The organism is Buttiauxella agrestis (assembly GCF_900446255.1).
Taxonomy (GTDB): domain Bacteria; phylum Pseudomonadota; class Gammaproteobacteria; order Enterobacterales; family Enterobacteriaceae; genus Buttiauxella; species Buttiauxella agrestis.
Window position 1 is genome coordinate 4,270,060 of sequence record NZ_UIGI01000001.1, and the last position, 23,491, is coordinate 4,293,550.

21 protein-coding genes and 1 tRNA gene are annotated in these 23,491 nt (G+C 46.0%); 11 read left to right on the forward strand and 11 right to left on the reverse strand.

What is annotated here, in order from left to right; genetic code table 11:
• Nucleotides 1–412 precede the first annotated feature (412 nt).
• Genes DY231_RS20210 through DY231_RS20220 form a run of 3 tightly spaced genes read left to right on the forward strand, consistent with a single transcriptional unit; the run spans nt 413 to nt 2,666 of the window.
• Nucleotides 413–1,015 carry a hypothetical protein gene (locus DY231_RS20210; protein WP_115631110.1) on the forward strand — a complete coding sequence of 201 codons (603 nt, stop codon included), beginning with the start codon at nt 413–415 and terminating at the stop codon, nt 1,013–1,015.
• A complete protein-coding gene (locus DY231_RS20215) occupies nt 1,015–1,524 on the forward strand; it encodes an ImmA/IrrE family metallo-endopeptidase (RefSeq protein WP_115631112.1) in 510 nt (169 codons plus the stop codon). The genes DY231_RS20210 and DY231_RS20215 overlap by 1 nt, the downstream gene beginning before the upstream one ends.
• A gap of 11 nt (nt 1,525–1,535) precedes the next feature.
• A complete protein-coding gene (locus tag DY231_RS20220; RefSeq protein ID WP_115631114.1) occupies nt 1,536–2,666 on the forward strand; it encodes a beta family protein in 1,131 nt (376 codons plus the stop codon).
• Between the two features lie 57 nt (nt 2,667–2,723).
• On the opposite strand, the gene DY231_RS20225 is transcribed toward DY231_RS20220, so the two are convergent.
• Nucleotides 2,724–3,425: a sce7726 family protein gene (locus tag DY231_RS20225; RefSeq protein WP_115631116.1), complete on the reverse strand. Its 702-nt coding sequence runs from the start codon at nt 3,423–3,425 to the stop codon at nt 2,724–2,726.
• Nucleotides 3,426–4,102: 677 nt separating this feature from the next.
• Between DY231_RS20225 and DY231_RS20230 the strand changes: the two genes are divergently transcribed.
• The 3 genes from DY231_RS20230 to DY231_RS20240 are packed head-to-tail and all read left to right on the forward strand — an operon-like array spanning nt 4,103 to nt 9,955.
• Entirely contained in the window at nt 4,103–5,671 is a 1,569-nt protein-coding gene (locus DY231_RS20230; protein WP_115631118.1) for a type I restriction-modification system subunit M, read from the forward strand.
• A complete protein-coding gene (locus DY231_RS20235) occupies nt 5,668–6,852 on the forward strand; it encodes a restriction endonuclease subunit S (protein ID WP_115631120.1) in 1,185 nt (394 codons plus the stop codon). The genes DY231_RS20230 and DY231_RS20235 overlap by 4 nt, the downstream gene beginning before the upstream one ends.
• A 4-nt stretch (nt 6,853–6,856) precedes the next feature.
• The gene (locus tag DY231_RS20240) at nt 6,857–9,955 is read left to right on the forward strand and encodes a type I restriction endonuclease subunit R (RefSeq protein WP_115631122.1); all 3,099 of its coding nucleotides are present in this window, start codon (nt 6,857–6,859) and stop codon (nt 9,953–9,955) included.
• A 155-nt stretch (nt 9,956–10,110) separates the two neighbouring features.
• Here DY231_RS20240 and DY231_RS20245 read toward each other — a convergent pair whose 3' ends face one another.
• The 8 genes from DY231_RS20245 to DY231_RS20280 all read right to left on the reverse strand — a co-directional run bounded on the left by DY231_RS20245 (nt 10,111) and on the right by DY231_RS20280 (nt 16,708).
• On the reverse strand, nt 10,111–11,376 hold the full coding sequence (locus DY231_RS20245; protein ID WP_115631124.1) for a tyrosine-type recombinase/integrase: 1,266 nt from the start codon (nt 11,374–11,376) through the stop codon (nt 10,111–10,113).
• 785 nt (nt 11,377–12,161) lie between these two features.
• Complete coding sequence (locus DY231_RS20250) at nt 12,162–14,492, reverse strand: primase-like DNA-binding domain-containing protein (protein ID WP_115631126.1); 2,331 nt, start codon at nt 14,490–14,492, stop codon at nt 12,162–12,164.
• Nucleotides 14,493–14,503: 11 nt separating this feature from the next.
• Nucleotides 14,504–14,836: a DUF5375 family protein gene (locus tag DY231_RS20255; RefSeq protein WP_115631128.1), complete on the reverse strand. Its 333-nt coding sequence runs from the start codon at nt 14,834–14,836 to the stop codon at nt 14,504–14,506.
• On the reverse strand, nt 14,833–15,090 hold the full coding sequence (locus DY231_RS20260; protein WP_115631130.1) for a hypothetical protein: 258 nt from the start codon (nt 15,088–15,090) through the stop codon (nt 14,833–14,835). Before DY231_RS20260 ends, DY231_RS20255 begins: the two co-directional genes overlap by 4 nt.
• Nucleotides 15,091–15,157: 67 nt before the next feature.
• Nucleotides 15,158–15,595 (reverse strand): hypothetical protein, encoded by a 438-nt coding sequence (locus DY231_RS20265; protein WP_115631132.1) that lies wholly within the window; start codon nt 15,593–15,595, stop codon nt 15,158–15,160.
• A 3-nt stretch (nt 15,596–15,598) separates the two neighbouring features.
• Nucleotides 15,599–15,898, reverse strand: a complete 300-nt coding sequence (locus DY231_RS20270; protein WP_256682682.1) for a derepression protein — start codon at nt 15,896–15,898, stop codon at nt 15,599–15,601.
• On the reverse strand, nt 15,891–16,445 hold the full coding sequence (locus DY231_RS20275; RefSeq protein WP_115631134.1) for a host cell division inhibitor Icd-like protein: 555 nt from the start codon (nt 16,443–16,445) through the stop codon (nt 15,891–15,893). The genes DY231_RS20270 and DY231_RS20275 overlap by 8 nt, the downstream gene beginning before the upstream one ends.
• The gene (locus tag DY231_RS20280; protein WP_115631136.1) at nt 16,442–16,708 is read right to left on the reverse strand and encodes a helix-turn-helix transcriptional regulator; all 267 of its coding nucleotides are present in this window, start codon (nt 16,706–16,708) and stop codon (nt 16,442–16,444) included. Before DY231_RS20280 ends, DY231_RS20275 begins: the two co-directional genes overlap by 4 nt.
• Nucleotides 16,709–17,258: 550 nt before the next feature.
• Here DY231_RS20280 and sid point away from each other — a divergent pair.
• The 4 genes from sid (at nt 17,259) to DY231_RS20300 (ending at nt 20,539) form a co-directional block, all read left to right on the forward strand.
• On the forward strand, nt 17,259–18,062 hold the full coding sequence (gene sid, locus DY231_RS20285; protein WP_172588718.1) for a capsid size-determining scaffold Sid: 804 nt from the start codon (nt 17,259–17,261) through the stop codon (nt 18,060–18,062).
• 2 nt (nt 18,063–18,064) lie between these two features.
• Nucleotides 18,065–18,304 (forward strand): ogr/Delta-like zinc finger family protein, encoded by a 240-nt coding sequence (locus tag DY231_RS20290; protein ID WP_034497822.1) that lies wholly within the window; start codon nt 18,065–18,067, stop codon nt 18,302–18,304.
• Nucleotides 18,305–18,322: 18 nt separating this feature from the next.
• The gene (locus DY231_RS20295; RefSeq protein WP_034497820.1) at nt 18,323–18,898 is read left to right on the forward strand and encodes a phage polarity suppression protein; all 576 of its coding nucleotides are present in this window, start codon (nt 18,323–18,325) and stop codon (nt 18,896–18,898) included.
• Nucleotides 18,899–19,165: 267 nt separating this feature from the next.
• Nucleotides 19,166–20,539, forward strand: a complete 1,374-nt coding sequence (locus DY231_RS20300) for a hypothetical protein (RefSeq protein WP_115631138.1) — start codon at nt 19,166–19,168, stop codon at nt 20,537–20,539.
• Nucleotides 20,540–20,605: 66 nt separating this feature from the next.
• On the opposite strand, the gene DY231_RS20305 is transcribed toward DY231_RS20300, so the two are convergent.
• Together DY231_RS20305 and DY231_RS20310 are read right to left on the reverse strand one after the other, a co-directional pair.
• Nucleotides 20,606–21,862: a tyrosine-type recombinase/integrase gene (locus DY231_RS20305; protein ID WP_115631140.1), complete on the reverse strand. Its 1,257-nt coding sequence runs from the start codon at nt 21,860–21,862 to the stop codon at nt 20,606–20,608.
• Nucleotides 21,863–22,026: 164 nt separating this feature from the next.
• A tRNA-Leu gene (locus DY231_RS20310) sits at nt 22,027–22,111 on the reverse strand.
• A gap of 249 nt (nt 22,112–22,360) precedes the next feature.
• Here DY231_RS20310 and DY231_RS20315 point away from each other — a divergent pair.
• Entirely contained in the window at nt 22,361–23,359 is a 999-nt protein-coding gene (locus DY231_RS20315) for a Gfo/Idh/MocA family protein (RefSeq protein WP_115631142.1), read from the forward strand.
• Nucleotides 23,360–23,491: the final 132 nt, after the last annotated feature.

Consider the following 23,491-nt stretch of genomic DNA (forward strand, 5'->3'; position numbering starts at 1 on the left):
TGTTTCTAGTGATAATTCATGCATATTTTTACACACCTAACTAATATACATTACTAGGTAATGTGTTACCCATTTACAATCGTCATTGCTAACTATTGGGAATATAAAATCGTTACTCGAGTTAGAAAATCATTAGGGCTTAACTCATTGTACGTTATCATTGCTACTGAGCTGTTATTCGAAATATGTTGTCAGCTGGGTTTTAGGGCGACATGGGGGGTAGAACTACTGCAATAAAAAAATAAAAAATATTTTCATATTAAAATCAAATACTTATATTAACCATTTCATCACAAACAGCCTGAACAGTCAGATTTCTGGTGTTACTTAACAATCTCTGGGCAAAGAAGTTTTCATATTAACTAAAGAGGTAGTACAGTATGAGTATGGCTAACCCAACCTCATCATTTAAATGAATAAAGTACTCTATTTATATCTTTTATTGATTCTGACATGCACGATGCCACACGTTGTTAGCGCTCAGGCAACAGCGGTTGAAGGCCGTCAACCTGATATCACGGTCCCAGCATCAAGCACACACACTGAGAAACTAGATCTAGAAGAAAGTGCAAACCAAAAATTACAATCTCAAAACATCCAAGCATTAAATTATTTAATTAATGATCAAAAGCAACAAATTTTAAGTATGCAAGAAAAAATTGATAAAATTGAAGACGATAGCGGCCTTAATTTTGCTGTGTGGTCAGGGATTTTATTAACCTCTGTTGCAGTAATCCTAACAGCCTTGGGTATCGTCATGGCCTTATTTTCATTTTTTGGTTATAAAAAAATGATCAATAGTGCAAAAGATGCTGCCACAAAAATCTCTACACAAAAAGCGTCAGAAGTGACTGAAAAATTAGCTCCAGAGGTTACTGAAAGTGTTTTACTCAAGTTAATTGACCAAGGAAACTTTGATGCTTTAATTTTTGATGCAGTGCAAAAAGTAACATATCGCGGAATTGCATTTTCATCGGGTGATATGCTTGACGATAATAAACAGGAGGAGGTGTAATGAAATTAACATACTCAAATGAATGGATTTCTCTCCCTGAAGAACAGGCTTCATTAATAAGAAAGCATCAACATCAATTTCCAATTGCAGTTGGTTCTATAGCAAAGGAATTAGGAATTACTGTAAAAAGGTCTACTTTAGCGGCTGGGATATCTGGTGAAATAAAAGAAGATGATGGAAATGTCGTAATCAAGGTAAATAGACATGATGTAAAAGAGCGTCAACGGTTTACCCTTGCTCACGAAATAGCCCACTTTTTACTTCATCGTGATCGTATTGGCGATGGAATTACTGATGATATTTTATATCGTTCGAAGCTATCGGATTTCATGGAGGTCCAAGCAAACCGTTTAGCTGCTGATATACTTATGCCGAGCCATCTCATTCAACAAAAGCTTAAAGAGTTAACACAATCTTCAGAGCTCAGGGAAGAAGAGAAGTATGAAAAATTAGCTGATGCTGCAGAGGTTTCTACTACGGCAATAAAAATTCGCCTTGGTAAAATTTAATGGGAGTTGGAATGTTTCTATTAGAAGATCGTTTTGATTTTAAATATGCACCCATTCTAGCTTTGAGTCTTTCAGAAATGGAAGCATTAGAGCAGCTTCCTGAAAAAGATAAGGATTTAATCTTACCCATATTCCCTTTAAAAGGCTGGATGAGCTCTCAATTACTAGAGAACACTTTAAAAAAAATAAAAAAAACAATTGGAGATAGAAAATGGATAGCATATTTTGATAATGACTATCTATCCGGCAATAAGAATTTTATGCTTACAGGCTCTTATCCTAGAGAAGTATTCAACCAACTTGTTGAGTTAAAAAAACCAAGTAATGGGTATAATAATTGGTACAAATTCTTGAAGGATATTCCTGAGGCTATCCCAACAGTTTTCCTTGATGATTTATCGCAACTAGAAAATCAGATAACACAATTGATTAGTTTAAACAGAGGACTAACATTTGTGTTCGAAGTAAAAAAACTAGCTCTTACTTCTTATAATAAAACTATCGACACTATATTAAAATTAAAAGTTATTGATTTTTTATTTGTGTATGATGTAGGTACGATCGGGAATGACTATAACGAATACTACCAACCGCTGCTAAACCTAATAAGCAAAACAAGAGAGTTGATTCCTTTTGCAAGAATTTCAATCTCAGGCACTTCATTTCCTTCTAATTTTGCTGGCTATCATAAGGGTGAAAATTCTATATATGAAAGATTGTTATTTAATAAATTGAAAGGTGCTATAGATTTTTATCCTACAATTTATTCGGATCGTGGTAGTGCCCGGATAGAAAAACAATCAGGCGGTGGGAATCTTCCTCCTCCAAGAATTGATTATGCATTAAAAAATGATTGGCGTTTTATACGGCGTGAATTTAATGACTCTAAATCTCCAGAAGATGGTGAGAAAGAACATCTTTATTCTCTTTGTGCTATAGAAATTATGCAGCAGGATTACTGGTCGAAGAGTTTGCATTTATGGGGGACTCAAATGATCGAGTTAACATCTAAAAAGGAAAAGTTTGGGATAAATACACCACAAAAGGCTACAGCTGTCAGAATTAATCTTCATTTATATACACAATTGCATTATGATTATGTACTTGAAGAGATCGACACTGATGAAGATTGGGAAGATTAAATAAACCCCAAGCCGAAGACTGAATTATTATCTTAAGCAATTGTCTTCGGCCATTGGTTATTTTAATTGCTCTAATATACTTCCTTTAACTATAGAGTGCGATTTTTGTATTTTGGAGTAAGGACTTAAGAATTTTAAATCGTTGGTAGTCACTTTATTTAGCACACCAACATTCTCTAAAAAACTATCCGATGTCAATTTAAACCTCTGAGATATTGTATTTATTACAAATAGCTTTAATTTTCCATACGAAATTTTATGGATATTTTCCGTAAGAATTTTCTTTATTTCATTTTTACCTTTCTTACCTGATGGTATTTTAAAATCACTAGCTAACTTCCTCATGTCTTGAACTCTAAGCAAATCAAGATAATCCGCTTTGTTTCCAATCTTCGAAAGTTTCCCCCTTTTCTTGATGGTTACCTTCTGTTCTAGCACTTCCCATACTTCAATATCATCACCAACCAACTTCAATATGTTTGCTAAATGCTTAGGTGTTGTAACGACAATCGTTTTATCAAAATATTGACGGTATTTTTCAAGTTGACCAGATAATCTATAAAGACTATCTGCATCACTTTTTATTTCATAAGCTATTATTTTATTATCTGTTATAACAGCAAGGTCTACTCGTCTTGAAAATGAATCAATAGTTAATTCATTAATGATAGTAACACCTTTTTTGAATTCACTTTTATGAAGCAAATAATTTAATACAGTTTTCTTAATTTCTTTTTCGAAGGTGTTAAAATTGCTCATACTGTCGCCATTTGAATAAGTCTACGTTAGAATTATCAACTAAATTATCCGCTACGCAAGGCATTTTACATCCACTGATAAGTTACAATTCAGGCTAAATGTCTGATCTACATAGAAACTAACAACCTCACACCTCTTTTCAAGATATTGCGCATGTTTGTAATTTCTGCAAGTCGCATGTTTCCTACAGGGGCAGGAGCTGGCTATGTCCATGCCGAGTTAAGTAAAATGGGATTCATTATGCAGCGGGAAATATGTCCTGTTAGTATTCATGTAAGCCCCAAAAACTCCATCAGCCGATTAGGGCTTTCCTGTGAGACCGGTTTTATGCACTAATCGCATCGAACAAAAACCGGGAGTGTGCCCATTAATAGGCCTGATAAATTCTAACAAGGCTAAAGACTGTTCCGACATCGAGTCATTTCATTTTCATTACCTCGTCAGCTATCTCCTAGAGCTGTTTTTCAAAATTAATAACCTCCCGGAAAAACATAATTCCTGATTTCGTCCCCTTCCCAGTAAGCACGATAACTTGAGTTACCGTCTTGGTAAAAAAGCTTCCGGAATGAATAGACCTTTACAAACAAACGGCTCCCTTTGTTGATACTCACTCAGTACCCTTCTCATGAGTGAGGGTGGTATGATACGGCATCAACTCTCTAGCTAATTGACTCATTATGAACAAGAAAGAACAAGAACGTGACGAACTTCACCGCACTATCTGGAAAATTGCGAATGATCTGCGTGGCAGTGTCGATGGCTGGGACTTCAAATCTTACGTACTGGGGATGTTGTTCTATCGCTACATCTCCGAGAACCTGACCGGCTATATCAACCATGAAGAGCGCCGTTTCGGTAATGCCGACTTTAGCTACGCTGAACTGGATGACGAAGATGCAACGGAAGGTCGTGACGTCACTATCGAAGAGAAAGGCTTCTACATTCTACCTTCTGAGCTGTTTGAAAATGTGCGCAAGCAGGCCAAAGACGATAATAACCTCAATGAAACCCTGTCAAAGGCGTTTCGTAACATTGAAGCATCAGCCAAAGGCGCTGCCAGTGAAGATGACTTTCGCGGACTGTTTGATGATGTTGATGTTAACAGCAATAAGCTGGGTGGCAGCGTCGCACAGCGTAACGCGTTGCTTGTCAAAATCATGGATGCCATCAGCAAACTGAAGCTGGGAGACTATCAGGACAACACCATTGATGCGTTTGGTGATGCTTATGAGTATCTGATGGGAATGTACGCCAGTAATGCCGGGAAATCCGGTGGCGAGTTCTTTACCCCACAGGAAGTATCCGAGCTGCTGGCAGAAATCACGGTAGTCGGTAAAAAGACGGTTAACAAGGTTTACGACCCCGCCTGTGGCTCCGGCTCACTGCTACTGAAGTTTGCTAAGGTATTAGGCAAAGAGAATGTGAAGCAGGGCTTCTACGGGCAGGAGAAGAACATCACTACCTATAACCTGTGCCGTATCAATATGTTCCTGCACGACATCAGCTTCGACAAGTTCGATATTGCTCACGGCGATACACTGATGGAGCCAAAACATCAGGATGATGAACCCTTTGATGCCATTGTTTCTAATCCGCCGTATTCCATTAAGTGGGAAGGGAAAAGTAATCCTTTACTCATTAATGACCCGCGTTTTGCCCCTGCGGGTGTATTAGCACCAGAGTCCAAAGCTGACCTGGCCTTCACCATGCACATGCTACATTCGCTATCCACCAAGGGCACAGCTGCAATTGTTGAGTTTCCTGGTGTGCTGTATCGCGGTGGAGCAGAACAAAAAATCCGTCAGTATCTGGTTGATAATAACTACGTTGACTGCGTGATCCAGCTTCCGGCGGATTTGTTCTTTGGAGTGACGATTGCCACCTGCATTATCGTGCTGAAGAAGAGCAAAAAGGATAACAAAACCCTGTTTATCGACGCGTCCAAAGAGTTCGTTCGTCCTGGTAACAAAAACAAAATCAGCGACAAGCACCGTAAAAAAATCCTCGATGCTTATATTGCCCGCGAAAATGATGATCACTTTGCCCGCTTGGTGGATAACAGTGTTATTGCTGCTGAGAATAACTACACTCTGGCGGTCAGCAGCTATGTGGAGCAGGAAGATAACCGTGAGGCCATTGACATCACGGTATTGAATGCTGAAATCGAGACTATCGTAGAAAAACAGCAGGCTCTGCGTATCGCCATTGATGCCATCGTGGCAGATCTTGAAAGGACGGGTGCATGAGCCAGATTGAGAAGCTGATTGCTGAGCTTTGCCCTGAGGGGGTGGAGTGGAAACCGCTGAGAGATGTGGCCGCTTATTCAGATACCCGTATTAACGCGATAGATCTTGATGATAGTAGTTTTGTTGGTGTTGATAACCTGTTGCCCGATAAGGCTGGAAAAACTGTTGCTAAATATTTGCCGAATACAGCAAGGCTGACTTCATATGAAAAAGGCGATGTTCTTCTTGGTAATATCCGACCTTATCTGAAAAAAATATGGCTCGCTGATAATAATGGCGGCTGTAGTGGTGATGTTCTTGCTATCCGTATAGCTAAGAAATTTACAAGCAGTATTAGCTCTGAATATCTTTATTACTTGTTATCGTCAGATTCTTTTTTTGCTTACAACATGCAGCACGCAAAAGGCGCGAAAATGCCTCGAGGAAGTAAGTCTGCAATTCTTGAGTATGAAATTCCTGTGCCACCCCTCGCAATCCAGCGAGAAATAGTTGACATCCTCGATAAATTCACTTCGCTAGAAGCAGAACTAGAAGCGGAGCTGAAAACGAGGAAAAAACAGTATGAGTTCTATCGTAAAGCGTTGCTCAAGTTTGATGAACGCGACAATGTTCAGTGGATGACACTGAATGAAATAGGCAAAATATTGATGTGCAAGCGTGTGTTTAAAAATGAAACCAGCAGCGATGGTGAGATACCCTTCTACAAAATTGGAACTTTTGGCAGTGTGCCAGACGCTTTTATTCCGCGCGAACATTACGAAAAATATAAAAATAAATATCCGTTCCCAAAACAGGGGGATGTATTGATTTCAGCAGCTGGAACGATTGGTCGCACAATCACTTACGATGGCATTGATGCTTATTTCCAAGACTCTAACATAGTCTGGATTGATAATGATGAATCGCTAGTTAGCAATAAATATTTGTGGCATTGGTATCAAATTATTGAATGGTCAACGGACGGCGGGACTATCAAAAGGCTTTATAATACAAATATTCGTCAAACGAAAATAGCAGTTCCACCACTCGAAGAACAGTGTCGCATCGTTACGATACTGGATAAGTTCGATGCACTGGTGAACAATATTTCCATCGGTCTGCCTGCTGAAATAGCCGCTCGTCGTAAGCAGTATGAGTATTACCGGGAAAAATTACTGACTTTTAAACGCAAAGAGGCGTAATGCGATGACCTGCTATAATGTGATTGCCGAAAACCCGCAGAGCACCGTTGTGGCGGAATACATTCCAGCGAAGCGTGATGAACAGGGTTACCAGTCGGAAGCATCGCTGGAGCACGCCTTTATTGAGTTGCTTGCAGAACAGTCGTATGAGCGTGTGACTCTCCATGATGATGCGACAATGATAGCGAACCTGCGCCAGCAGTTATCCTTGCTCAATGATTGCGAATTTTCTGAACAAGAGTGGGCGTATTTCTTCCAGAATGATATTGCCAACCCCACAGCCAGTATTGCCGATAAAGCGGCCATCATTCAGGAAGACCCGGTCCGCTTGCTTATCCGAGATGATGGTACGACTAAAAATATCCGACTGATTGATAAAGACAATATTCATAACAACCGCCTTCAAGTGACTAACCAGTACGCCACTGACGGTGGCAACTATGACAACCGTTATGATGTCACCATCCTGGTTAACGGCTTGCCACTGGTACATGTGGAGCTGAAACGGCGTGGTATCGCCATTCGTGAAGCATTCAACCAGATAAATCGTTATCAACGAGACTCTTTCTGGGCAGACAGCGGGCTGTTTGAATATGTGCAACTATTTGTTATCTCTAACGGCACTTACACCAAGTATTACAGCAACACGACCCGGTTTGCGCATGTCCGTGAACAGCAACCAGGACGTAAACGCTCTGGCAGTAAAACCAGTAACAGTTTTGAGTTTACTTCGTGGTGGTCGGATGCCAAAAACCACGCCATTACTGACCTGATGGATTTTGGTAAAACTTTCTTCGCTAAACATACTTTGCTGAACCTGCTAACCCGTTATTGCGTCTTCACCTCAGACAGGCTGTTGCTGGTGATGCGTCCCTACCAGGTAGTGGCGACCGAGAGTATTCTCAGCAAAGTCAGGGTTGCGTATAACCATAAACAGCAAGGAACCCGTGATGCGGGTGGCTACATCTGGCATACCACCGGTTCAGGTAAAACATTAACATCGTTTAAAACAGCACAACTGGTCAGTAAACTGTCGTTTGTCGATAAAGTTCTGTTCGTGGTTGACCGTAAAGACCTCGATTATCAGACAATGAAGGAGTACGACAAATTTCAGAAAGGTGCTGCAAACAGCAACAGCAGCACTAAGGTGCTGAAACGTCAGATGAGTGACGCCTCCTGTAATATTATTATCACCACTATTCAGAAGCTGGACCGGTTTGTAAAACTGAACAGTAATCATGAGATGTTATCCGGCAATGTGGTGATGATTTTTGATGAGTGTCATCGTTCACAATTTGGTGATATGCAGGCCGCTATCAAGAAAGCCTTCAAAAAGTACTTCCTGTTTGGGTTTACCGGTACGCCAATTTTTGCCCTCAATGCCCGCAGTGGCGGTAACGTCAAAGAGAAGACAACCGAAGATCTGTTCGGAACAAAACTTCATACCTACACTATCGTTGATGCGATTAACGATAAAAACGTCCTGCCGTTCCGTATTGATTATATCCGCACCATGAAAGAGCGCGATGATCTACCGGATCGTCAGGTTAAAGCCATCGATACTGAAAGTGCGCTGATGGCACCAGCACGTATTGAAAAAGTGACGCAGTATATTCTTGAACACTTTAGCCAAAAAACCAGCCGCCATGAGAAAGCCTACAGCCACAGCGTGTTGTTGAATGTGGAAGAGACGGCTTCGCAGCGTGACCGTACAAAAATCAGAGAACAAAAAGCCCTGCAACGCATTAACGGCTTTAATTCCATTCTTGCGGTGAGCTCGATTGAGGCGGCAAAAGCGTACTACCGTGCTTTTTCACACCAACAGGCATCACTGCCTGATGCACAACGTTTGCGGATAGCGACAATATTCAGCTACGGGGCTAATGAAGAAGAACTTGATGGCGTAGTAGAAGAGAACCCGGAAGATACCAGCAAACTGGATGCGCCTTCTCGTGAATTTCTGGAAGGAGTGATCTGTGACTACAACGGCTATTTTGGTACTACCTACGATACTAGTGCCGAACGTTTTCAGAATTACTACAAAGATGTCTCTTTGCGGATGAAAAACCGGGAAATTGATTTACTGATCGTGGTGAATATGTTCCTCACTGGCTTTGATGCCACCACGCTTAATACGCTATGGGTGGATAAAAACCTGAAGATGCATGGCTTGATTCAGGCATTTTCACGTACCAACCGAATTCTGAATAGCATCAAAACCTTCGGTAATATCGTCTGCTTCCGTAATCTGGAAAAAGATACTAACGACGCCCTACGGTTATTTGGTAACAGTGAAGCCAAAAGCGTGGTGTTGTTAAAGCCCTTTGCTGATTATTACTTCGGCTATGACGAGGGTGATAAGCATGTGGCAGGTTATGTGGAGATTGTGGCAGAGCTGCGTGATAAATTTCCTCCCGGTGAAATCATTATCGGTGAGCAGGACCAGAAGTATTTTATCAACCTGTATGGGCGATTGCTGCGTGTCACGAATATCCTTAATGCATTTGATGAGTTTGACGGTCAGAGGCTGCTGTCAGAACGAGATATTCAGGACTACTCCGGCGAGTATCAGGACATTCGCCACGAGCTACTCAGTAATATCAAACAGGATAAGACGAATATCGCCGATGATGTGGTATTTGAGCTGGAGTTACTGAAGCATCAAGAGATCAATATCGACTACATTCTGATGTTGATCCAACAGTACCGGGATGAGAACAAAGAGATCAAAGCCGAGGTCAGTCGTGCGGTGAACGCCAGCGTTGAACTGCGCAGCAAAAAGGATTTGATCTCAGCGTTTATCGATAAAATGACGCCAACCACGCAGGTAGCACAAGCCTGGCCGCCGTTCATTCATGCGGAAGAAGTGAAAGAGCTGGAGCAAATTATCACCGTAGAAAGGCTCGATCCTGAGAAGACCCGCAAGCTGGTGAATGAGGCGTATCAGCGCGGCAACATACCAGAAACAGGTACAGCGGTATCCAAACTTCTGCCCCCCGCATCTCGCTTTACGAAAGGCGGCAATCGTCAGGAAAAACGACGCACGGTGATTGATAAGCTGAAAACGCATTTGGAGCGATTTTTGGGGATGGTGAGTCAGTAATGATAATTTGTATTAGCTCAGATCTGGGCTGGCTTTCATCGGTTGCACCTAAACCAAACTGATATTGGCGTCTTGTGTGTATATTCAAAATATCCTACCTGTTCAAATAGGTAGGATGGATATATTTCTGGTTACTAAAGAAACTTGTTAATTCATTATTTCATCGGGTTATTGATCTTTGCATAACCAAATGGACTAATGGTTTTTTCTCTATTAGCATCCAGATAATCAGCCCACCACTGCAGCATTAACCTGCGCTCTCCCAAATGCTCTGCCTTATGAATGTAAGACGCACGCACGGAGTTCCGCTCTTGATGACTCATCTGCCGTTCTACCGCATCTTTAGACCACATCCCAGACTCAATCAATGAACTACAGGCCATGGTTCTGAAACCGTGACCACAGACTTCAACTTTCGTGTCATAGCCCATAATTCGTAGTGCATTATTAACTGTGTTCTCACTCATCGGTTTACGCGGGTCATGATCGCCAACGAAAATTAAATCGCGATTACCATTTAGCCGTTTTATTTTCTCAAGGACTGTAAGGGCCTGCCGAGATAAAGGCACCAGGTGCGGTGTACGCATCTTTGACCCACGGTGTGAATGCTTAACACCTTCCAGTGGTTCGCGGTCTGCCGGTATCGTCCACATTGCTGTCTCGAAGTCGATTTCTGACCAGCGGGCGAAGCGCAGTTCACTTGAACGGATAAAGACCAGCAAAGTCATCTCTATAGCCAAACGAGTGAGTGGTCTGCCGGTGTAAGTGTCGATGCGATGAAGTAGTTCAGGAGTACGGCTAAGCTCTAAGGCGGGACGATGTTGCCGTTTTGCTGTAGCGACGGCTCCTGCCATTTCCTGCGCAGGGTTGTAGTCGGTCAAACCGCTTTGTACGGCATAGCGCATGATTGCTGTTGTGCGCTGTTGCAGACGCGAAGCCACTTCAAGACGACCTGACTTCTCTACCGCTTTGATAGGTGCCAGCAAATCGCGAGTTTTAAGTTCGGTGATATTGTGTTTGCCAATGGCCGGGAAAAGAAAGTCTTCCAGGGTTTTCAAAACACGATTGCTGTGATCTTTTGACCACTTCTTATTAGTTGCATGCCATTCCCTAGCAACCACTTCGAAGGTGAAGACTTCTTTCGCCAACTCTTCTTTTACTGCACGTTTTTGTTCGCGGGGGTCAATGCCTGCGGCAACCAGTTTTCTGGCTGCTTCTCGTTTATGTCTGGCATCAGCCAGAGATGTCTCTGGGTATACACCAAAGGCCATCAGGTGTTGCTTGCCGCCAAAGCGAAAGCGGAAACGCCAGTATTTGGAGCCGTTAGGGTGTATCAGCAAAAACATGCCATCGCCGTCTACTAGCGAGTATTCCTTTGCCTCAGGTTTTGCCGAACGCACCTTGGTATCAGTCAGGGCCATGATGGTATTCCTTCCATATGCTGCCGTGAGTATATAAGCATTATCGAACCAGCATATATACTCGGTTCTATACTCACAAGCATGTTGATGTGGGGTAACTCAGATTGACGTCGGTTGACTGAAAAGCGGGGCAAAGTCTTGCGGGGACTGGATTTTAGGCATAAAAAAAGACCTCAGTTGAGGTCTATTTACATACTAATGGTGCGAAGGCCGGACTCGCCACACCAACCAATCAATTGATATATAACAATTATTTTTATTAAATTTTTTATGTGCCCCCTTTTGTGCCCCCACTAAAAATTGCGTAAATCTCATTCCTGCTACCCTTTTGGTTTCAGCAAGATGACCAATCACTCCCCTTCCCCGGTTAGGTTCCGTGATACGGAACCTAACCGGACAGTTGACTAAACATTTTGCAATGACCAGAACACCTCATTTTTTATAAAAAAATCTTTTTTCCATTTAACTGTTCACTCTGTTCACCCTACATTTTTATTATTTAAAATCATTATGTTAGGTGGTGATCATACGGTGAAGGGTGAACAGTCCATTGTTCACCTTACACGGTCAGGCTGATCGTAAGGGGTAAGCGGGTTCCAGGATGCCGGCGCTCTTTTCAGGAAAAAAACTTTTTTTCGGTTTAACTGTTCACTCTGTTCACCCTGTGCTTTTATTATTTAAAATCATTACGTTAGGTGGTGAACAAACGGTGAAGGGTGAACAGTCCATTGTTCACCCCGGCCATGTTCGGGTGTAAAAAAACCGGCTTGCGCCGGTTATGTGGGTTAAATCGCGAGGGTGTCATCGCACTTGGGTAGCCAGTCGGGGTTGCTTTCCTCTGCCAGCATCAGGTTGGTCTGTGTTCCCTGTTTCGTGTGCCGCTTCTCATAGTTCACTCCATACTCTTTGAGCATCATCGGCAGCCCCAGCCCGAACATTTTCAGGCTCAGTACATTCTTGTACCCGTTCGCCTCCATATAAGTGAGGTAGGCATGGTAAAGATAGTTACGGGGCTGTCGCGGCACGATATTGGCGTTACCCATATACATCCCGGTTGGCTGTGCCAGTGCTTCAAGGTAGCCGCAAAAATCGAATACCGGATCGGCATCGCGTTTGATGCTGATAGCCTCGTCAGAGTTCTGCTGTGCCTGGAGCAGGTTGCGAGCTGTGGCAGGCTGGCTGAACTGCTGCATAAGCTGGCGCACTATCACGGCCAGCTCTCGTGAGATTTTATCCCGGAGCTGCGGGTCGCGTTCTTCCGGGGCTATCTGCTCCGGGAAGTGCAGTATCACCCGGCGACGGGAAACACCGCCGCTGCGGTCGGTAAAGCGCATCGGGTTGTTGTTCACCGCCAGTATCACCGCCGGGATATGTGTCGAGTAAGCGTCACGGTATTTCGGGTCGACCGAGACCGCATCGCCGCCGGTAATGGCTTTAATCCCCGCACCGTCACCGCTCCATTTCTCCTGGTCAGGAAGAATAATCAGCGAGTAGCCAATCACCGCTGCACGTTCGCGGGATGATTCCAGTGTCTCGATGGTGGCCGAGGTTGTGTTGTCCTTCCCGGCAAGCATCGTCGCAATTTCGGCCATGATACTTTTCCCGCTGCCCCCTGGTCCGGTCACTTCGAGAAAGAGCTGCCAGTCGTAGCGGTTCGCCAGCACCATAAACAGAGCGGCGAGAATAATATCGCGCTTCTGCGCGTTCCGTCCTGCGGCACGGTCGAGCCACTGCCAGAAATGCGGCGCATCGCGCTCCAGTGTTTCACCGGTCACCGGCGGGGTGAAATCCACATCACACAGGGTGCGCAGCCAGTGCGTTTTACTGTGCGGGTTGAAAATGCCACTGGTCGTGTCGAGTACGCCATTACGAAAACCGATTAAACGCCGTGCCGGGGCTTCATGCTGCGCGAGAATCAGTTTCAGGGTGTCTACCACCGCCGAGATTTTCCCCGATGAAAAACCCGCGCCGATACGCTGGAACAGTGCCGCCACATCGCGGGCAAATTGCGTGGACGGCAGCACTTTCCAGGCACCGGCTTCATAGCGGGAAATTATCTCGCCGTTCGGGTCAACGGCCAGCGCATGGCCGTAATGTTCAGAAACGCGCATCGCCTTTTCACTGGTACTCATGGCGGTAAATTCGGCCTCGCTCATTTGCTCGAACGGACTTGCCGCCGGTGTCTTTAATACCTCCTGTAATGCGCTGCGGGTAGCTTCTTCGCCGTACTGCATAAACGCATCATTCCAGTCACCAAATACCGGCGGCAACGCAACCACACCCTGACAGGTATTTGCAGCGGCTGCGGCTTTGGTCTGCCCGTCGCCGTTGAGGTCACGGTCGGCAGCAATGATGAGCTGCTGCGCCGGGTGGCGTTCCCGGACAAGGCTTGCCAGAGAAAGAAGGTTCACGGACGAGAGCGCCACCAGAACGGTATCGCCGGTGAGCTGGTTCACCGTCAGGCCGGTGGCGTAACCCTCCGCTAACCAGAGCCGTTTTGAGGCGGTGTTTTTCCCCTCGATGGTGTGGCAGGTGCCTTTCACCTGACCGCCTTCCAGCGTGCGTTTGGTGCCACCGGCGTTAATGAGCTGGAGGTTAACCAGTTTCCCCTCCGGGGTGTGCAGCGGCACAAGCACATCACCAGCACGATAGGTAATAGTCGCCACTTTATGCGTGGTGGTCAGCACCTGACAGGCTCGCTGTGCTAACCCTTTGCGGGTGAGATAGGCATTGCCGGTGGCGGTGCGGCTGCTTTCCAGCAGACGGGCGGCGAGGGTTGCGGCCTCCCTCATCGCTTTATCACTGTCCGGGGCGGTGGCGACTTCATCCGCTGGCACCGGCGGCAGATTGCCGGTCACGCTGTTGACCTGGCTTGCGGCTTCCGTGACCGACACGGCCAGCGCTTTTGAGACCAGGCTCAGGCCGTCACCGGCTCCGCACTGGTTACAGTACCAGGTGCCGCGCCCGTCTTTGTCGTCAAAGCGGAAACGGTCTTTACCCTGGCAGACCGGGCAGGGCTGATGACGGTTAAGCACCACATTCACACCCAGCGCCGGGAGGATGTGCGGCCACTGGCCTTTAGCGGCATTCACGGCTTCGGTAACTTTCATGTTCATTATTTTTTTCCTTACGGTTGCGCCGGTTGCGCCGGTTGCGTTAAGTGGCGGGTGCAAAGTTCATCCATGACGGCCAGCCCGAGAAACGACAGCGCCGGTGTGGTTTTCAGTGCGCCGCTTTCCAGTAAGTCCTCCAGTAATGCACAGGCAATTTCCCGGCCTTTCTCCAGACCGTGCTGGCGCAGATAAAATCCCTCCAGCTCACCGGCAATGGCATCCTCCACCGCGCCGAGCGTGAGCTGTGGAAAGCGTTTCTGTTGCTGGCAGATATTGAGCCAGGCACAGGCCACGGTGCGACGGTAGAGCGCTGCGCGCAGAACGGGTGAAAGTGGCATTCTTTTCATTGGTTTTTCTCCGGAGCCATCCAGCTCATGTGGCAGCGTTCGACCACACCGTCGAGCTGCGTGGTCATCAGAAACAGCAGTGAAGCGAGTTGTGTCTGTTGTGCCGGGGGCTGGCTCAGTACGGTGCATTCCTGATGCTCCAGCAAATCACCGGCAAACTGGCCGACACGTAATAAATGTTCCAGGCAACGCAGGTCATCCAGCGTAATGGTGGCGTTAATTCCTGACGGTGTTCCCGGCTGCGTGATATCCATGTTTCGGTCTCCTGAGGGTGTGCGAAGCCCTGTGCAGATACGCACATAAATTGAATGAGTGATTTAATTACAGGTAATGGCGGTAACTGTTATCCGGCTCAGGGCGAGGAATATCACGCCACGAATACACCACCGGGATATTTTTTATTACCGGTTTATTCTCTTCCGGATAAATATCAATATTCCGTTTACGCCAGATTTGTAATACCGGGTCATTCGTTATTATGTTCAGCACGGTATAGCGGTTCTCAGGGTTTCGCTTAAACACGTCAGGACGAATACAGGTAAATTCCCGCAGAAAGCGCCCGAGCGGTATCTCGATAATCTGACCATCTGACTCAATACGAATAAGGATGGTGTAAGGCTTGCGGAACGGATTCCAGACCATATCCGGGCAGCGGTAAGGCAAATCCCAAGGAATGCCATCGGCCAGAATCCCCACCACCGTCACAGCGGCATAAATATCCGTGCGGTATTTTTCACCCGGCTGAGGAACATCAAACATGGTTTATTCCCCGCCGTGTAATTCAGACAGACCACCCTGCGACAGAAATTCCTGACACAGCCCTTTCGCTTTTAATTCCTCCAGCACAAAACTGATGTCTTCATGCAGATAGCTGAATATCTGCGGAATATAGAGCTGGTGTAAGCCGCTCATTTCCCGGCGCTGTAAATCACCGCCGACAAACTGCGATACGGCACTGGCGCGGTTAAGTTTGTGGTACGCCTCGATACTCAGATGAGCAATGACGGGTTTTTCGTTACCACGACGGGCTGAGACATTTTTAGATGGGGTTGCGTTATGCATGCGCCACCTCCGCAACAGGCAGACGGGCGGCAAAGGAAAGAATGTAATCACGGACAAGGGAAAGACGGGCGGCGTGCTCATCACCGGCGACGGTGCGGAGCATAGAAACGCGGCTGGTGCGCTCGGTTCGACGAACGGCGGCAAAAACAAAGACAAATTGCGGGTGAGTCGGGGCGAGGGTCGAAGCCATATGGGCAACCTCCTTGAAGTAGTTTGAAAAACTACCACCGGAAACGCCAATTTCACTGGTGGTAGCCCGGACGGGGTTGGCGTAACCGGCCTTCAAGGAAACCGGCCAGCCCGAAGGCTGCCCCGCCCGGGCCACCATTATTTGAGCGAGACTACGGTGTAAACACCACAGCCCGAAAAACAGGTGTGCCTGAGCAACGACGTAAAAAAACACGCATGGCGCGTGTCGTGTCGCCTTGAAGTCATTCGGAACGCCAATTCCGGCTGCCGATTTTGCGACAGCGGAAAAACTATAACCGCAAACCTGGAAGGGATGCAAGCCAGGGAAAGGGGCTTTTTGAAAACCGGGCTGATTCATGCGTCACATCCCCGGTTACGTTGTGCGATACGTTCGCTCATCCAGGCTGTGACTTCTGACTGAAGCCAGGCGACATTTTTTCCACCGAGGGAGACCTGCGCCGGGAACGCATTGCGGGCGATTAAATCGTAGAGCGTGGAGCGGGACAGCCCGCACTGATGAATGACTTCGGGGAGGCGTAAAAAACGCTCCTGATTCGGGGCAGAAACTGGCGGCAGATGCGCGGCTGGCGCGGAAGATGGTGCGGAAAAAGCGGTGTGCATAAAGCTACCTCATAACAGTCCATAGAGATCCGGTCGTGTCCGTCCGGCTTCGGGTAGCTCTCTATTTTGTGAATATTTTCCCTCATTGCAACAAGGGGAATATGTGTGGGTGGGGAAACACAGTGGCTTATTTTTATACAAAAAAAGTTTGAATGGGGTTGAGTGGTCTTAAGTGGGGTTGAATGGTGATCCCTGTCCCCCTCTTGTTAGTTTTAGTGTTACTTATGCTTGATATTAATAGGAATAAACAATCAAAAGAAGTCCTGTATGTTTTTCCACCGGGTGAACAGTGGTGAACAGACGGTGAACAGTCAGACCTCGATTGTTCACCCTCTAATTTACTGTATTACTTATCTTTTTTTTAAAGGTGAACAGAGTGAATAGTTAATAGTAAAAAAATAATAAAAGAGGGGGGTATGTTCCTGAGACCTTTCCTCTGGCAAGCCGGTTTTCAGGTCTTCTTGTGTCATATCTGGTACATCCGGAGTGGCTCACTGATGTTGTGCCATCACAGGCAGAATGACGTCAGGTTGAAAAAACGGAGAACTCAATGATGAAAACTGACTCACTCAACACGGCAACCAAAGCCACCAGTAGCGCGCAGGATGGAAAAACGCAGAACGGCGTCAAAAATACGCTGAATACGCTGAACGGACAGGAAAGCCAGGTTCTCACTGCCGCACTGACCCGCGACCTGAAATCATTCGGCGAGGCGAAATCCCGACATACCGCAAACATGCTTGAGCTTAATGAGATTGGCACCGCCATCAGCCGCAGCGAGAAGGAGCGACAGGTCGCACTGGAAGAAAGTGAGGAAGCAGAACACAGCTGGCGCAGCCGGTTCCGTGCCCTCAAAGGTGCCATTACACCGGAAATGAAAAACGAGCACAGCCAGCGGATTGCTAATCGCGAGCTGGCGGAGGAGTTCACCGCGCTGATTGGCGAACTGGAAACAGATAAAACCCGCGCCATGCTCAGTGCCTGCGCATCAGGCAAGGCCTATGTCGAGGCACACCGTACCGCTTTTAGCACCTATGCCAACAATGAATGGAATGCGGCAATTAAAGACCTGAGTCCAGCCCTGATCCGGGCATTCTGCCTGCGCCTGCGCGAGCTGGAAATTCAGGGGAATGAGGCACCGAAAAGAACGCTGGTACAGGAGCTGGGCGACCGCATTCTCAGCCAGAGCCAGCTCCACAGTTTCAGCATGGAAAATGAACCCGTACTTTCTCAGCTTGGCCTGTACCGTCCTGCACTGACCGGCGTCGATATGAATCTCTACGACAGCCCCATCAAACGGTCGATGATAGCCAAAGAGCTGGCAGAGAAAGCAGACAAAAAACAGGAGGGCTGATCATGATGCACTGCCCGTTTTGTAGAAATTCGGCGCATTCACGCACAAGCCGTTATCTGTCTGACAGCGTCAAACATCGCTACTACCAGTGCCAGAATGTGCTTTGTTCAGCAACGTTCCGCTCAATGGAGTCCGTTGAGTCGATTATCCGCCAGCCAGTAGCCGGTGATGAACCGGCTGATGAATTTATCCAGGGTGAAATGGATAAAGCACCGAAACAGCGACCGTCAGCAACACAATGACCAGCCGGGGATAAATCCATGAGCGACACACCATTACAGCAGGCCTTTGCCGTGTGTCAGGCGAATAAAACCGCCTGGCAGAATAAAAAAGATGAACTGAAAGCGGCAGAGACTGCGCTGGATGAACAGCTTGCACCGGGACATCCCCGGAACGCAGAGCGGATTACTTATCTGAGTGAATATATCGACGTTAAACAGTGGGAAATCACCTGTGCGGCGGGGCGTTATATTCGCTCGCATGAAGCGGTACAGCACACCAGTATTTGTCATTCACTCAATGCATTTATGAAGCAAAACGGGGCAGCACTGGTCAGTACGCTGGCACCGGAATTAATGGGGATTAATCAGCTTCCGGCGGCAATCCGCGAGCTGGCCATACGGCGAGCGACGCATTACGTCGGGGAAGCCCTGCGGGATTATCTGGCGACCGGCCCGGAAATTCATTACACAGCGGAAAACAGCGACATTTTGACAGCCATCGGATTCAGGCCTGATAAGGCTTCGCGGGCTGATACTCAGCAGAAATATACACCGGCACAAAACCATGTTTACGCGCACCGGCAGACAGAACTGAGCCAGCAACCACCCGCATAAAATCGACCTGAAAACACCGCCATTTAATTCAATTAAACCATGCATTACGGTGCATGGTTTTGCATGTAAAACCCCGTATTTTTCACACCTCATCACCCCAGTGCTGGCGCGGCTCCGGGGTGTTCATGCACCTGCATTAAAAGTCACCCATGAAGCGGGCAGGCGTGGCGGGGATAGCATTGCGCGCCAAGTATCGCTTGATCTTTTTACCCAATGAATTTAAGAGTAAACTTCTGTCTTTCTTTACAAATAAAATGGATTTATTAAATGCATGAAAAATTGCTTGAACTTCATGAGAAGTTAGAAAACCTTCATACTGCGGTTAATGCAATTGCATTCCCTAATGAAAATCTGATTGAGCTGGGTCAATATACGTTTCCATTTCTCAGTGCAGAGGATCTAAAATATCTTCCGAGAATGCTTGCAAAAAAAATTGAAAAAATAAAAAAATACACCCCTACGGCAGCTGACATATCATCAATTGATGCAATTATTGAAGCAATAAGTGAAGGACAACCTAACTTACAATATTTAAATCATAGTCAGGCAAATGTTTCATGCACTGCAATACAATCTTATTTAGTATCAATGCTATTCATCAGCAATGAAATAAATGAGCTATTTTCATTCGAGGTTTTAGCAAACAGAGAACTACTTCCTAAAAGAATCCTAAACAGGTTAGAACTTTATAATTCTAATTTAAACTCCATCTCTGAGAAAACAGGAAATATTGAAGAAAAAATAAACACAATAAATGAAGCTTATGATGCTGCTGAAGGTCTGCCTACCACTTTAAAATCATTACGGGAGACTAATGAGGAAATATCCGTTCTAAAAGAAAGCTCAATTGAAAGTGAAAGTATCATTCAAAAAAACCTTACAAGCTCTTCTGCTGCAATAGATGACATCCATCAAACAAAAAATGAAGTAAAGCAACTTAATGAAAACATAATAAAAGAAGCGGAAAAATATTTAAATGCTCTTAAAATAGAAGCTCAAAGCTATATAGATAAATGTGAAGAAGCTTTTAGAACCACGACATCAAAAGGTTTAGCCGGTGCATTTGAGGATAAAGCAAAAAAACTAAATAAAAGTATCCAGTTTTGGGTTGCTGGCCTTGTTGGTGCTTTAATATCAGGTGCATTAGTAGGTTATACACGCTTGCATGCATTGGAGGCCTATTTAGCAGATCCCAACTCCACTGGTCTCAAACTTTTAATACAGTTGATATTATCTATTTTAAGTGTTGGTGGGCCGTTATGGTTTGCATGGCTTGCCACAAAACAAATAGGTCAACGATTTAGGCTTGCTGAAGACTATGAGTTTAAAGCATCTGTATCAAAAGCCTACGAAGGATATAGAAGGGAAGCATTACAGCTAGATGAAGATTTCTCACAGCGTTTATTTGGCAATGCATTAACTCGTTTAGAGGAGCCACCATTACGTTTTGTCGAAGACACCGCACATTCATCACCATTGATGGAAATATTATCCTCTGATAATTTCAAAAAACTTATTGAGCAAGGGGGTGATAAAATTGATTTGGTTCTTGAAAAGGCGGGATTACAGAAAAAAAATAGTGAAAAAAAAGATAATCCTATAGACACCAAAGAATTTAAAAATGAGGATGAAGAAAAGTAACCTTACAAATAAGCCATCAGGAACATGTTAGCTGATGGCTTATTTTTCCTCAGTCAAACACAATAGCTATAATAATTTTGCATAGTCGTAAGGCCCTACATAACCCTTACCACAATGATATAAATAATCTGCCCACCATTGCACCATCAACCTACGTTCATCCAAATGCTCAGAAGTATGGATATAAGCAGCCCGCACATTATTACGCTCAGAATGGCTTAACTGCCGTTCTATAGCATCATCACTCCACAAACCTGACTCACCTAAAGCCCCACGCGCCATTGTTCTGAATCCATGTCCGCATACTTCCGTTTGTGTGTCATAGCCCATAGCCCGGAGTGCATTATTCACCGTGTTTTCGCTCATAACTTTGTTTGGATCGTGATCTCCTGGAAACAGCCTCGGATTATCCCCACTGAGCTGCTTCAACTCATCCAGCAAAGCTAAAGCCTGAGTGCTTAACGGAACGATATGTTCCTCCTTCATCTTCATCCCACGATAGGAGTAACGCACACCTTTGATTTCCTCACGCTGCGCCGGTATACGCCAGCAAGCGTTATCAAAATCAAACTCATCCCATCGTGCAAATCGCATCTCACTGGAGCGAACGAAGGTAAGTAGAGACAACTCGACTGCAATACGCGTCATTTTGCGGCCACGATAAGCAGCAAGACGGGCGAGGAACTCAGGGAATCGACTTGAATGTAAGGCGGGATAATGACGAGCTTTGGCCGAGGTTAGCGCTCCAGCCATATCACTGGCAGGATTAGAATCTATGTAATCGTTCTGAACGGCATAACGCATGATAGCCGTGACCCGTTGTTGCAACCGCTGTGCTACATCGTGTTTTCCACTGGCATCCACGACTTTAATTGGTGCTAAGAGATTGCTGGTTTTGAGTTTACGAATATCAGCAGAGCCAATATGTGGGAAGAGATAAAGTTCCAGATAACGGAGCACACGCGAGCTATGGTATTCACCCCACCGCTTATTACTGGCGTGCCATTCGCGCGCGATAGTTTCAAAGGAATAGGCACCGGAGGTTTCAGCTTGGGCTTCTTTCTGCTCAGCTTTGGGATCTATTCCTTGAACCAAGAGTTTTTTAGCTTCATCACGTTTTGCTCGTGCCTCGGCAAGAGTGATTGTCGGCCAGACGCCGAATGCTAATCTGTCTTCTTTCTTATCCACTGGTCGCCGGTACTTCATGCGCCAGTATTTAGATCCTTTGCTCGTCACCTCAAGATACAAACCGCCACCATCGGCCATTTTGTAGGTTTTCTCTTTTGGTTTGGCTGTTTCGACTTGGCGGGAGTTGAGCTTCATTTTGGGGGCACATTTTCAATCGAAGTGAAGATGCCCCCAATTATGCCCCCACCAATGCCCGGATTGCAACGGATGTGCTCGGACGAATCGGGACCAAAAAAAAAGCCTTTCGGCTTTATTTTTAGTAACTTACGGACTGTTACGGACGTTCTCGAACATTCAAATGGTGCCGAAGGCCGGACTCGAACCGGCACGTCTTTCAACGGTTGATTTTGAATCAACTGCGTCTACCGATTTCGCCACTTCGGCACGAAGAGGTATGCGGAAAACGTTGGGGATTATACCTGTCGCGCTTAACCTTGCAAGCCCCATTCTACTGTTTACGTGCTAAGTGCTGAAAAAACCAGCGCATCATCAGTTGGTTGTACCCTTAAGTCTTCACAAAGGCTTAATAACGGCACCAAAAGCCAACAAAATCTGCAACGCCCACCACTGGTTTTCCCCATACATCGTGATAGTCTTTCAGACACACCCCGCCTTCGGAGATAGCACCCGTTTATGATACGCCTCGCTGTTATTGGAACTAACTGGATCACCCGTCAGTTCGTCGATGCTGCCCACGAAAGTGGCAAATATAAACTCACCGCGGTGTACTCCCGCTCGCTGGAACAGGCGCAAAGTTTTGCCAGCGACTATCCGGTAGAACACCTATTTACCGATCTGAATGCGATGGCGAAGAGCGACGCGATTGATGCGGTGTACATCGCCAGCCCAAATTCTCTGCACTCCCCGCAAACGTTGTTGTTTCTCAGCCATAAAAAGCATGTGATTTGCGAGAAGCCACTGGCGTCTAATTTGCGTGAAGTGGAAGCGGCTATTGCCTGCGCGCGTGAAAACCAAGTGGTTTTGTTCGAAGCATTTAAAACTGCCAGCCTGCCAAACTTTATCGCGCTGCAACAGGCGTTGCCGAAAGTAGGCAAGATCCGCAAAGTGCTGCTCAACTATTGCCAGTATTCCTCGCGCTATCAGCGTTATCTCGATGGCGAGAACCCTAACACCTTTAATCCTGCATTCTCCAACGGCTCGATTATGGATATCGGTTTTTATACGCTGGCCTCGGCGGTTGCGCTGTGGGGCGAAGCGTATTCGGTTCATGCGACCGCAAGCCTGCTGGAAAGCGGCGTCGATGCGCACGGTTCGGTGCAGATGAATTACGGCGATTTCGATGTGAATCTGCTGCACTCAAAAGTGAGCGACTCCACAATCCCAAGTGAGATTCAAGGCGAAGCCGGTTCGCTGGTGATTGAGAAAATCTCTGAATGCCAGCGCATCACCTTTATTCCCCGCGGTGGCAAACCGCAGGATCTGACGCTGCCACAGCATATTAATACTATGCTGTATGAAGCCGAAGTCTTTGCTCGTCTGGTCAATGACAACGAAGTGAATCATCAAGGTCTGGTTACGTCGCGATCTACTGCGGCATTGAGTACCGAGATCCGCGCACAAACAGGCGTGAAATTCCCGGCGGATGATGTGTCGGTGCAGCTACCGGCGTAAAGGTGTGTAAAAGCGGGGTAGCAGCATGTTGACGGATTGTAGCATTCGTAATATTTTGTTACCCGCAAAGGGGAGTAACTTCATTGTCGGTTAATCGTCATTACGGTGTGAAAGCACCCGGTTACCGAGCAA